Raw genomic sequence first — 12,578 nt, forward strand, 5'->3', positions numbered from 1 at the left:
CCCTTTTTCATTCCCGCTCTGTCGTCCCTCAGATGAAGAAGAAATCCCCCGCCCAGAGGGACTTGACGTTCTGAAGCGTGGCTATGGCAAAAGCGGCCGCCTTGCCGGTGCCGTCGGCATCGTGGAAGAGTGTATGGCTTACGGAATCGAAGAAGAATTGCGCTTCTTTTCCCACGGCGCCCTTGCCCGGATGAAACTGGCCTGCCTTGAGAGTCGCGCCGGCTTTCAGACCGTAATCGCGGCCGATAAATTCCAGCTTGTCGATCCGGGACGCGAAATCGGTGATCGTGTCGCGGCCATTCTGTTTTGGCGCCGAGAACCGGAAGACATCCTGCCCCTGCCCGCCCGTCAGGATGTCGTTTCCGTCCTCGCCGATCAGCCGGTCTGCGCCAGCGCCTCCGTTCAGGCGGTCGTTGCCCCCGCCTCCGAAGAGGGAATCGTTTTCCGCCGTTCCCGAGAGCGTGTCCGGCTTCGGCGTGCCCCTTATGATGGGGCTGACATCCGTTATCCGCAGGCTCACATTCTTGTCGAAGCTCAGGCCGGTGGAATCGGTGACCCGGATCGTGATGGGCACCACCGCCGCCCGCTCGTAATCGAGGCTCGCCCCCGTCTTCAAGAGCAGCCTGTTGCCCACGATCTCGAAGGAACGGGAGGCATCCTTCACGAGGCTGTAGGTCAGTCCCCCCACCCCATCCGCATCGATGCCGGTCAGCATCGCCACAACCGTCCCCGGCTTCGCATTCTCCTGAACGACCTGTGCCGAAAGGCGGATGTCGGTCGGCGGATTGGGGTTCGCTTTCACGGAGGTCGAGAGGCTGGCCGGCAGGTCACCGCCTTTCCCGTCGGAGACCGTGTAGGTGAGCACCAAAGGGCCGATGTATCCACCATCTGCGGTCAGACTATAGGTGCCATTGATGTTTTTCGTCACCGTCGCGTGGTCCGCCTTCAAACCGTTGACGGTGAGTTGGTCCCGGTCCGGATCGGTTATCCCCGCCAGCAGGTCGGTCGCCGAAACGGTGACGCTCTTCCCCGGTTCCAGCGTCGGCAGAACCGCCCTCGTGCCCGTGACGACGGGGGCGCGGTTGGCGGCAGCAACATCGGCCGTGAGCAATGCGCGTATCTGCCCGCCGTTACGGTCCGCCACCGTATAGGTGAGGTTGAGACTGCCGACATAACCGGCATCGGGCGTGACGGTCACGCTGCCATCGTTATTGAACTGGAGCCCGGCGTGATCGGCCTGCATGTCCTTTATCGCCAGCGCGTCGCCGTCCGCGTCGGTGATCCCGGCCAGCAGATCGGCGAGCGGTATCTTGAGGCTCTCACCGTTGGCCAGTCGATAGACGCCCGGCCTCTGGCCGGTCACGACAGGCGCATCGTTGACGCCGGTCACGGTGTAGGTCGCAGTCGCATTCAGTTGCCCGCCCCGGCCATCCGTCACCACGAAGGAAAGCGTCATCGTTCCGGTGAAATCCGGCTCCGGCGTGACCGTGAAGCTCCCGTCCCTGTTCTGCTGGACCAGTCCATGATCGGCGCGAACGTTCGTGAGCGAGAGTGCGTCGCCGTCGGCATCCGAAAAGCCGGCAAGTAGATCCGAGGCGCGCACTGTGTAGACACTGTCCTCGTTCGCCTCCGGCAGTGGCGTTCGCGTTCCTTTCAGGATCGGTGCATCGTTGACGGCGTCTACCATCATGCTCCGATTGACGGTCAGAAAGGCGAAACCATCACTGACGAAGTATCGGAGCGCCAGTGTTCCGTTGACATTCTCGGTGAAGGTGATGCGGTAGTTTCCGTTCGAGTCCTCCACCACGCTTGCGTTCTGGACGGTAAGCGAGCTGATCGAAAGCTTGTCGCCATCGGCATCGGTGATGCCTTCCAGCAGTTTTTCCTTTGTCAGGATCAGAACCGTGTCTTCGGTTCCGCGCGGAAGCGGCGACTGGGTTCCCGTGACCGCAGGCGCACTGTTGGTCACGGTTATGTGCGCGGTGCTTTTGGCCTCGTAATTGACGTGGAAGGTCTTTGCCTTCACGCTGCTCAAGCTGGTATCGCCCAGCGTACCGCTCTGGTCGTCCCAGGTTATGACGAAATCGCCGTTCTTCAGCACCGTGATATCGGGGGCGGTCTGGTTCTTGGTGGTGTTGGTGTTGACGAGGAACTCCTTGCCCACCTTTCGTCCGGACGCATCGAAGATCTGTGCCTTGACGCTCAGGGTATTGTAGTCGGAGTTCAGGTCTCCGATCTCGCTGGTCCAGGCGGCAACGAAGTAACCGAATTTCAGAGCGGCAACCGAGACGGAAAACTGATTTCCGGCCACCACACTGTTTACCAGGAATTCCTCGCCGACCTTTTCGCCCTTGGCGTTGAATATCTGCGCCCGGATACCGCTCCCCGCCACTTCCCCTTTGCTTCCGCTGACATCGGACCACGTCACGACAAAATTGCCATTGGAAAGACCGGCAACGTCGGCGCCGTCTTGCCGTCCAGCAGTCGTGGTGTTGATGAGGAATTCTCCGCCCAGCTTGACACCCTTGTCTGTGAACAGCTGCGCCTTGATGCCTTCCCCGCTGTCATCTCCTTGCTGATCCATCCAGACGGCGACCAGTTTGCCGTCCGCGAGGCGGCCCAGCGACGCATATTCCTGATTGCCCGCCCACTGGGTATTGACCAGGAACTCGTTCCCGACAGGCTTTCCGGCGGCATCGAAAACCCGGCCGCTGATGCTGGTGCTGTTGATGTCGCCCCAGGCGTCGGTAATGTTCCGGGTGTGCCAGGTGACCATATATCCACCGTCGAGGAGCGCGATCACATTGGGCGCCCACTGCGAATTCGGGAGATAGGAATTGATCGTGAACTGGCTGCCGATCTTGTTTCCCTTCCCGTCCAGCAACTGGCCGGCAATATCGGTGCTGCCGTTCTGACCGCTATAATCCGTCCAGACGACGATCAGGTTCCCGTTGGCCAGACGGGTGACGGATGGCAAAACCTGGTTCCCGCTGGTCAGCGTGTTGATCAGGAACTCGCCGCCATTCTTCTGGCCGGTCGCGTCGAAATACTGGCCCTTGATGCTGGTGTTGCTGGCATCGCCGCCCTTGCCGCTGTAGTCCGTCCACACGACGAGGAATCCGCCGTCGTCGAGCTCCGTCAGGGCAGGCGTTCCCTGTGTCAACTCGGTTTCCGTATTGACGAGAAACTCGTCGGTTGCCACCTCGACGACATGCACCTGCTTGTCGGAAACCGTGTATTCGAGCTCTACCGGCCCGCGATAGCCGTCCTCCGCGACGAAAGTGAAGGAACCGTCCGGCATCCACTCAATCGTGCCGAGGCCCGACTTGATCGCCACGTCGGTCACGACAAGACTGTCCTTTTCGGCGTCGGTATCGTTGGCAAGGAGGCCGGCGGCGGCGGAGACGACCAGCTTGTTGCCCGGCGGAACGGTGAAGTAATCGGCGGTTCCCACCGGAACCTGATTGGACGATACCACCGGCTGCTTTTCGGTGTTGACAAATATATCCATGCACGGGCACCTCTCTTGGCTAGGCAGGCCGTCAGGGTAGAATGAATTATTCGTTAACTCTAATATTTAAACGGACTAGTCCGTCGCTCCCGAGACCCCCAAGCCTGAAACTTTCCCCGTACCGGTTCCGTCGTTCGCCTTGCGGGCGGATGGCTCGCATGAAGTGCATTCAGAAAGGGCCTTGTCTTGGCATCCTCCTCCCCCCTCATTCTCTGGTTCCGAAAGGACCTCCGGCTGGACGACCACATCGCGCTGATCAAGGCTGCGAAGAGCGGCAGGCCTGTCATTCCGCTCTTCATTCTCGCAGAAGAGGGTTCGCCTTATGCGCCGCTCGGGTCCGCGCAACGGTGGTGGCTCCACTTTTCGCTCGAAGCGCTGGACAAGGCACTGCAGGAGAAGGGCAGCAGGCTGATTCTGAGGCGGGGCAATCCGGAAGCCGTGCTGTGCGGCCTTGCGGACGAAACCGGAGCGGATGTGGTGGCCGTGACGGCACTGCCAGACCCGTCCGGCCAATCAGAGGACGACCGGGTTGCGGCCACGCTTTCAGACAGAGGACTTGCGCTCCACCGTTTCGCAGGGGCGCTCCTGCATGACCCGGCGACCCTGCGCACCGGTCAGGGGGGCGGGTTCCGGGTCTATACGCCCTTCTGGCGTGCCCTGAACCAGCAGGCACCACCCTCGCCGCCTCGAGCCGCGCCCGATGTCTGGACGCACCCCGCGCATTGGCCGCAAGGCGAAACGCTCGCCACGTTCGATCTTCTGCCAACACATCCGGACTGGGCCGTCGGCTTCTCCAGCCAGTGGACTCCGGGCGAAAGCGGGGCGCTTGAACGGATCCACCGGTTCGTCGAAGGAGGGCTCAAGGGCTACGCGGTCAATAGAGATCTTCCGGGTATGGATGGAACGTCTGGACTGTCTCCCCATCTTGCGCTCGGAGAGATATCGCCGCGGCGCATCTGGGCGGCGGTCGAAGAACGGCAGCAGGGCGAGAGGAACGGGCCCGACGGCGAGGATATCAGTCGTTATTTGAAAGAGATCGTCTGGCGGGAGTTTTCCTACCATCTTCTCCACCATTTCCCGGAGCTGCCCCGTCGCAACTGGACGGCGGCTTTCGATGCCTTCGAGTGGCGGCGGGATAAGGCGGGACTGGAAGCGTGGAAGAAGGGGCAGACAGGATATCCGATCGTCGATGCAGGCATGCGGCAACTGTGGCAGCATGGATGGATGCACAACCGCGTCCGCATGATCGTCGCGTCCTTCCTGATCAAGGACCTCCTGATCGATTGGCGTGCCGGTGAGGCCTGGTTTCGCGATACCCTCGTGGATGCCGATCCTGCCTCCAATGCCGCCAGCTGGCAGTGGGTGGCTGGGTCGGGGGCGGATGCATCTCCGTTTTTCCGTATCTTCAACCCGATCCTGCAGGGGGAGAAGTTCGATCCGGACGGCGCTTACATCCGCCGCTTCGTTCCGGAGCTGGCCGGTCTGCCGAACAGCCGCATACACCGCCCTTTCGAAGCGTCGCTGATCGAGCTGAAGGCAGCTGGAATTTCCCTCGGGAAAACCTATCCGCACGCCATTGTCGACCATCGCATGGCGCGGGACCGGGCGCTCGCCGCTCTCTCGAAGATCAAGGGAGAAAACGGTGCGCCGATAAAAAAAACGAGGCAGGACTGAAACTTCGCTGGATTGGCATCCGTCTGTGGTTACGATCAGACAGCCCGCTTTGGGCAGAGACGTTATCAGGGGGTACCATGAACGCCAGCTTTCAGAGCTTTTCCCGGGGACAGCCGGCCGCGCCGCATCGTCAAAAGATCGCGGTGATCGGTTCGGGCATATCCGGGGCCTCCGCAGCCTGGGCGCTTCATCCGCATCACGATGTCATCCTTTACGAAAAGAACGCGATCGCGGGGGGCCATACGGCGACCGTGGATATTGATTACCGCGGCAAGGCCATTTCCGTCGATACCGGCTTCATCGTCTATAACGAGGCCACCTATCCGCACCTAACCGCCCTGTTTGCCGAACTCGACGTGAAGACCCATGCGAGCAACATGAGTTTCGCGCTTTCGCTCGATCAGGGCCGGCTGGAATGGTCCGGCGACAATCTGGGAACGCTGTTCGCCCAGAAGAGGAATCTGCTTCGCCCCTCGTTCCTCCTGATGATCCGGGAGATCCTGCGGTTCAACCGGCAATGCCTGCACGACCGGAAGGAGGGGCACCTGACCCGTCTTTCCATCGGGGATTATCTGAACTGGCGCGGCTTTTCGCCCGGCTTCACCAATAATTACCTCGTTCCGATGGCGGCGGCGATCTGGTCGAGCCCGGCCGCACGGCTTCTCGATTTTCCCGCCGAGCATTTCGTCAACTTCTTCGACAATCACCGCCTGATCTATTCCAAGCCGCATGAGTGGCGTACTGTCACGGGCGGAAGCCGTAACTACCTCGACAAGCTTCTCGCGCCACTGGGGTCCCGGCTGCGCCTTGATTGCGGAATCGTCAATGTCCGCCGTCGGAACGGGCAGGTCCATCTCACCGATACGGCCGGAACCGAGACCGTTTTCGACAAGGTGATCTTCGCCAGCCACAGCGACCAGACATTGTCCATGCTGTCCGACGCCACGGAAGAGGAACGGCATGTGCTCTCGGCCATCCCCTATCAGCCCAACCGGGTTGTGCTGCATTCCGATAGCAGCCTGATGCCGGTGCGAGACAAGGTGTGGGCGTCCTGGAACTATCTGCGCTCCAGCAAGAGCGATACGGGCGCGGCGACGGTTACCTACTGGATGAACAGGCTTCAGGGTATCGACAGGGACTATCCGCTCTTCGTGACGCTCAATCCGGACCGGGAGCCCGATCCAGCCAAGGTCTTTGCCGAATTTACCTATGAACACCCGCTGTTCGATGCGCGAGCGATGAAGGCGCAGGCCGCTCTCGAGCAATTGCAGGGTCAGCAGGGTTGTTATTTCGCGGGCGCATGGACCGGTTACGGTTTCCATGAGGACGGACTGCGATCTGGCCTCAAGGCGGCCCTCGCACTGGGCGGTACCGTGCCCTGGATGCCCGCCGTGAACGCCGCCCTGCCGGCGATCGGGGAAGCAGCATGAGGCAAATCCGGTCCAGCGGCACGGATCTCCAGGCCAATGGCGCTCCGCCGGATGTCGCCGCTTGCCTCTTTGACGGCACCGTCATGCATCAACGCTTGAAGCCTTTCGGCCATCGCTTTTCCTACGGCGTGTCGTCGGTCATGATCGATCTTGGACGTCTGGCGGAGGCCGCGAAGCTCTCACCCCTGTTCTCGGTCAATCGTTTCAACTGGGTATCCTTCCATGAAAAGGACCATCTGGACGCGGGCGAATCCGATCTTCTGGAGGTGGCGCGAGCCCGTTTCCGCAAGGGAGGGGTGGCTGCGCCCCTCGCCCGCATCCTGCTTGTCTGCTATCCCCGGATCTTCGGAAAGGTGTTCAATCCCCTTGCCGTCTACTACGGTTATGATGCCAGCGGCCGGCTGCTTGGCCTCACCTACGAGGTTCGCAACACGTTTGGCGGTCTGCATCGCTATGTCTGTCCCGTTGAGGATGGCATGATCAGCGAAGCCGGTCTGCGCCAGCAGGCCAAAAAGATCTTCCGGGTGTCTCCCTTCGTCGAGATGAACATGCGATATCATTTCCGCATGCTTCCGCCGGGGAAGGAAATCCGCTGGCGGATTCTCGAAACCGATCCGGACGGCCCGCTCTTATCCGCCACCTTCAGCGGCCGGATGAAACCCCTGACCACAGCTACGCTGATCGCCCTATGCGGAAAAATTTCGGTTCTTCCCATAACAATTCTTGGCGGAATCCACTGGGAAGCGCTCAAACTCTGGATCAAGGGCGCAAAATTCATACCTGAATCAAGAAAATTCAACTCTGCCCCCGATTCGTCACAATTGCCGAATGCCGCATTCCATCCTAGACTTAAGGAGGATGTGGCAGGTTCCAGACCGGCATCGGACGGCGGGAGCGAACTGCATCTGCAGCTCAAGCGATGATTGCTGGAGAATTGTTCTATGTCGAACTCGCATGTTTGGAATGGGTCGACTGGCAAGGGCGTCGAACACGTCTCGGTCGAAAACATATCGCGTATTCTCAAAGGTTTGCCGGCGAAAGCCCAGATGGTTCTGAAAAGCCTCGTCCAGATGGACAAGGGCACGCTGGAACTGACCATCCCCGATGGCCGACGCCTGTTCATCAAGGGGCGGGAAGCCGGGCCCGCCGCCGCCGTGACCCTGCATAACTGGAACCTTCCCCAGCGCGCCATCACCGGCGGAACGATCGCTGTGGCCGAGAGCTACATGGACGGGGACTGGGATAGCCCTGATGTCGGTGCCTTTCTCGAACTTTTCCTGGCCAACCGTCATATCGGCGATCGCTTTTCGAACGGTGCCCGAGGGCTTTTCCGTCTGATCGAACGGTTCCGCCATTGGCTGAACCGGAACACGAAAGAGGGGTCGAAGCGCAATATCTCGGCCCATTACGACCTGGGGAACGCCTTCTATCGGGAATGGCTCGACTCGACGATGACCTATTCTTCGGCGCTGTACGAAGAAGGCGTTACGGATCTGGCCGCGGCGCAGACAGCGAAGTATCGGGCTCTGGCCCGGGCCGCTGACATCAAGCCTGGTGATCATGTGCTGGAAATTGGCTGCGGTTGGGGCGGTTTTGCAGAATTTGCCGCCCGGGAGATCGGCTGCCGCGTTACCGGACTGACCATCAGCAAGGAACAGCTTGGCTTTGCCCGGGACCGGATCGCCAAGGCCGGGCTCAGTGACAAGGTCGACTTCAAGTTCCAGGATTACCGGGACGAGCAGGGCCAGTACGACAAGATTGTTTCGATCGAAATGTTCGAGGCCGTTGGCGAACAATATTGGCCCGTGTATTTCGGCAAGCTCGCCGAATGCCTCAAGCCGGGTGGGAGTGCAGGATTGCAGATCATCACGATCAAGCCGGAATCCTATCTCGAATACCGCTCCAATCCGGACTTTATCCAGAAATACGTATTCCCGGGCGGCATGCTGCCCACGGAGGAGCATCTGAAAGAGCTTGCGGCATCAGTAGGCCTCTCGCAGACCTCCAATTTCGGATTTGGGCGCGACTATGCCCGCACCCTGGAAGAGTGGCGCGTGCGGTTCTGGGCGGTCTGGGAGAAGGTGAAGCCGCTTGGCTTCGATGAACGCTTCAAGCGCCTCTGGGAATTCTACTTCTTTTACTGCGAAGCAGGCTTCCGCGATGGCAACATCGATGTTCGGCAGATCGTGCTCAAGAAATAGGGCTTTGGACAGAGGCCCCTGCACCGGCTGCCCCCGCAGCCGGGTTTTCTCCGGGACGACAAAGTCACCATCGGGTGACTTTTCTGACGACAGCAAAATACAGGCTGTAAGGCAAGAGCTTCAGCAGTTTCAGAAACCAGGTAAAGCGCTTCGGAAAAGTGATTTCAAAGGAGCTGCTTGCGAGACCCCGGTGAATGGCGGCTGCGGCTTCCTCCGGGGTCTGAAGCGCTGGCATGTGAAACCGGTTTCCCGCCGTGGCAGCCGTTTCGACGAAACCAGGGTTGACGATCTGGATCTTGATGTTCATCCGGTCGAGATCGAACTTCAGGCTTTCCGCCATGTTGATCAGCGCCGCCTTCGTTGCCCCGTAGGCTGCGCTTGTGGGCAATCCGCCATATCCCGTCACGGAGGAGACAATGGCGATGTGGCCGCGGCCGCGGCTCTTCATCGAGCGGATTGCTGGCAAAAGGCAATGGACCACGCCGGACAGATTGACCGCAAATGTTCGTTCGAAATCCTTGAGATGCAAATCGAAGCCGCGCACCGGCACATAGATCCCCGCATTGAGAATCGCGGTGGCCAACGGCCCGTGGTCATATTCGATGGAGGTCAGCACTCTCGCCATGTCTTCGGCGGAACTCACGTCTCCCTCAAGGACAATAATGCTTCCGGACAGGCCGCCCGCCTCCCTCTGAAGAGCATAGAGCGCCTCATGCGAGCGTGCCGTCACGGCGACCCGATAACCATAGCCCGCCAAACGCAAGGCCAGGGCGCGTCCGATCCCCGAACTGGCCCCGGTGATCCAGACGATTCCGTCTTCCGGGGCTATCATTCCCTTTTTCATGTGGACCATCCTTTTTTCCCGATCGAGGTTGGCCTCTCCACAGCGGAGCTTGGCGGCAACAGCGGGTTTTTTGAGGGCAAGAGGTTTGATTTCTCCCGGTGCAGGACGGGAACCCGGCGGCAAAAGTTGCTGAAACTGCTTAAATTTTGCACGCCTCCCGGCGGAGTTGGAAGATATTTTCTTGTGTTGCGCGGCTTGTGATCGGAAAAGTCGTTTCCTATTCTCAGACCAGCAAAAGAGAGATTCCATGTCCGTTCGTCAGTCTGTCCTGGATGCCATCGGCAATACGCCCCTGATCCGCCTGAAAGGGCCCTCGGAGGCCACGGGATGCACGATTCTCGGCAAGGCGGAGTTTCTCAATCCCGGCCAGTCGGTGAAGGACCGCGCCGCTCTCTCGATCATCCGCCATGCGGAAAAGACCGGAGCCTTGAAGCCGGGCGGCGTCATTGTGGAAGGGACTGCCGGCAATACCGGCATCGGTCTCGCGCTTGTCGCCAATGCCCTCGGCTACCGGACCGTGATCGTGATCCCGGAAACCCAGAGCCAGGAAAAGAAAGACGCACTGCGTCTCCTCGGCGCAGAACTGGTCGAAGTGCCTGCGGCTCCCTACAAGAACCCCAACAACTACGTGCGCCTTTCCGGCCGGCTGGCGGAAGAGTTCGCCCGCAAGGAGCCGAACGGCGCCATCTGGGCCAATCAGTTCGACAATGTGGCCAATCGACAGGCCCATATCGATACGACCGCCCCGGAGATCTGGCGCGACACGGATGGAAAGGTCGACGGCTTCATCTGTGCAGTCGGCTCCGGCGGGACGCTTGCCGGCGTAGCGGAAGGCCTGCGGGCCCGGAACCCCGGGATCAAGATCGGTCTGGCCGATCCTGAAGGGGCCGCACTCTATGAATATTACGCCCATGGCGAACTGAAATCCTCCGGCGGTTCGATCACCGAGGGGATCGGCCAGGGGCGCATCACCGCCAATCTTGAAGGTTTCCGGCCGGACTACGCCTACCAGATCCCCGACAGCGAAGCGCTGCCGATCGTCTTCGATCTGGTGCGTGAAGAGGGTTTGTGCCTTGGCGGCTCGTCAGGCATCAATATTGCGGGCGCCATCCGGCTTGCGCGCGATCTCGGGCCGGGCCATACGATCGTGACCATCCTGTGCGACTACGGCAACCGCTATCAGTCCAAGCTGTTCAATCCGGAATTCCTGCGCTCGAAGAACCTGCCGATTCCTGAATGGCTGCTGGACAAGCCGGCCATCGCCCCACCTTTCGAACCTGTCTGAGATCCCTTTCCCATGAACACCCGTGCCCTTTACCGTGACGATTTTTATCTTTCCACAGCAGAGGGCACGGTGATTGCCGTTCACGAGGATGGCAGCATCGAGCTTGACCAGACATGCTTCTATGCCGCATCCGGCGGGCAGCCGGGCGATACCGGCTTTCTGGAGCGGGCCGACGGCTCGAAGATTGCACTTGGCGAAACCCGCCACGGCGCGACCAAGGACATTATCCTTCACAAGCCGCTTGAAGGCGAAGCCAGTCCGGACGTGGGCGAGAAACTGGTCCTTCACATAGACTGGTCCCGTCGCTATCGGCTGATGCGCATGCACACCGCCTGCCACCTCCTGTCCGTGGTCCTGCCCTATCCCATTACGGGAGCAGCCGTTGGCGAAGAGGAATCGCGGGTGGATTTCGACCTGCCCGAACAGGTCGAAAAGGAAGACGTGACCGCGCGGATGATGGCACTCGTGCAGGAGAACCATCCGATCTACGTGCAGTGGATCACGGACGAGGAACTGCAGGCCAATCCCGGCATCGTCAAGTCCAAGAATGTCAGGCCGCCCATGGGCCTTGGACGGGTGAGCCTGGTTGCCATCGGTGAGAATGCAAGCATCGACAGCCAGCCCTGCGGCGGAACGCATGTTTCCGAAACGCAGGAAGTGGGTATGATCCACATCTCGAAGATCGAGAAGAAGGGCAAGGAGAATCGCCGGCTGAGGATCCGCTTCGGTGCGGCGTCGGCCTGAGGGGCGTTTCCTGCCGAGCGAGGAATGAAGTCATGACCGAGAGAAGCCGTTACACTGTCACGCCCGATTGGGTCGAGAAGCAACTTCATGCGCCCGAATTCCGCATCGTGGATGCGTCCTGGTACCTGCCGGCCCAGGGGCGTAACGGTGCCCTCGAATATAGCGAGGGGCATGTTCCCGGCGCGGTTTTCTTCGATCAGGATGCCATTGCAGACCATTCGACGGGCCTGCCTCACACCATCCCCTCCCCGGAAGCCTTTGCCGAAGCGGTCGGAAAGCTCGGTATCCGGGACACGGACACCATTGTCGTCTATGACGGCCCGGGCTTTTTCACCGCGCCTCGGGTCTGGTGGCTCTTCCGGGTCATGGGCGCAGAAAAGGTCTATGTGATGGATGGCGGCATCGATGGCTGGAAGAAAGAGGGGAGACCGCTGGAAACGGATCTGCCCGAACCTGCACCAGCAACATTCATCCCGCGCTATGCCGCTGAGCGGGTTACCGTTATCGAAGGGATGCGCGGCATCGTTGCCGAAGGCCGTATACAGATTGCCGATGCCCGCAGCCCTGGCCGCTTCGCAGGCACCGATCCGGAACCCCGTGCAGGCCTCCGCGGCGGCCACATGCCCGGCGCGCGGAATGTACCGGTCACGACGCTGTCTGAAAATGGAAGACTGAAGGATCTTGCGAGCCTGCGTGCCCTCTTCGATCAGGCCGGCATCGATCTTGCAAAGCCGGTGGTCACCACCTGTGGTTCGGGCGTAACGGCCGCCGCGATTACGTTCGCCTTGCATTCGCTCGGCCACGAGGAAAATTCGCTCTTCGACGGATCCTGGTCTGAATGGGGCGGCCTCGCGGACACCCCGGTCGAAACATCGGGTCGGTGAGCACA

General features: G+C 60.4%; 9 protein-coding genes. 7 read left to right on the plus strand and 2 right to left on the minus strand.

The features are described from left to right. Window positions 1–28: 28 nt before the first annotated feature. The gene (locus ACT54B_RS12560; RefSeq protein ID WP_476045280.1) at window positions 29–3,511 is read right to left on the minus strand and encodes a cadherin-like domain-containing protein; all 3,483 of its coding nucleotides are present in this window, start codon (window positions 3,509–3,511) and stop codon (window positions 29–31) included. A gap of 186 nt (window positions 3,512–3,697) precedes the next feature. Here ACT54B_RS12560 and ACT54B_RS12565 point away from each other — a divergent pair, with 186 nt between their 5' ends. The 4 genes from ACT54B_RS12565 (at window position 3,698) to ACT54B_RS12580 (ending at window position 8,816) form a co-directional block, all read left to right on the plus strand. Further along, entirely contained in the window at window positions 3,698–5,185 is a 1,488-nt protein-coding gene (locus ACT54B_RS12565) for a cryptochrome/photolyase family protein (RefSeq protein WP_476045281.1), read from the plus strand. Window positions 5,186–5,262: 77 nt separating this feature from the next. After that, window positions 5,263–6,615: an NAD(P)/FAD-dependent oxidoreductase gene (locus ACT54B_RS12570; protein ID WP_476045282.1), complete on the plus strand. Its 1,353-nt coding sequence runs from the start codon at window positions 5,263–5,265 to the stop codon at window positions 6,613–6,615. Further along, window positions 6,612–7,538: a DUF1365 domain-containing protein gene (locus ACT54B_RS12575; RefSeq protein WP_476045283.1), complete on the plus strand. Its 927-nt coding sequence runs from the start codon at window positions 6,612–6,614 to the stop codon at window positions 7,536–7,538. Before ACT54B_RS12570 ends, ACT54B_RS12575 begins: the two co-directional genes overlap by 4 nt. 18 nt (window positions 7,539–7,556) lie before the next feature. After that, window positions 7,557–8,816 (plus strand): class I SAM-dependent methyltransferase, encoded by a 1,260-nt coding sequence (locus tag ACT54B_RS12580; RefSeq protein ID WP_476045284.1) that lies wholly within the window; start codon window positions 7,557–7,559, stop codon window positions 8,814–8,816. 64 nt (window positions 8,817–8,880) lie between these two features. Here the strand turns inward: ACT54B_RS12580 and ACT54B_RS12585 are convergent, their stop codons facing one another. Next, window positions 8,881–9,660, minus strand: a complete 780-nt coding sequence (locus ACT54B_RS12585; RefSeq protein WP_476045607.1) for an SDR family NAD(P)-dependent oxidoreductase — start codon at window positions 9,658–9,660, stop codon at window positions 8,881–8,883. Between the two features lie 247 nt (window positions 9,661–9,907). Here ACT54B_RS12585 and ACT54B_RS12590 point away from each other — a divergent pair, with 247 nt between their 5' ends. Genes ACT54B_RS12590 through sseA form a run of 3 tightly spaced genes read left to right on the plus strand, consistent with a single transcriptional unit; the run spans window position 9,908 to window position 12,573 of the window. Further along, window positions 9,908–10,945: a cysteine synthase A gene (locus ACT54B_RS12590; protein WP_476045285.1), complete on the plus strand. Its 1,038-nt coding sequence runs from the start codon at window positions 9,908–9,910 to the stop codon at window positions 10,943–10,945. 12 nt (window positions 10,946–10,957) lie between these two features. Then, window positions 10,958–11,689 (plus strand): alanyl-tRNA editing protein, encoded by a 732-nt coding sequence (locus ACT54B_RS12595; RefSeq protein ID WP_476045287.1) that lies wholly within the window; start codon window positions 10,958–10,960, stop codon window positions 11,687–11,689. 32 nt (window positions 11,690–11,721) lie between these two features. Continuing rightward, window positions 11,722–12,573, plus strand: coding sequence for a 3-mercaptopyruvate sulfurtransferase (gene sseA / locus ACT54B_RS12600; RefSeq protein ID WP_476045288.1), 852 nt, complete (start codon window positions 11,722–11,724; stop codon window positions 12,571–12,573). The last annotated feature ends 5 nt before the right edge of the window (window positions 12,574–12,578 follow it).

This window comes from Gellertiella sp. DMC107 (assembly GCF_056313605.1).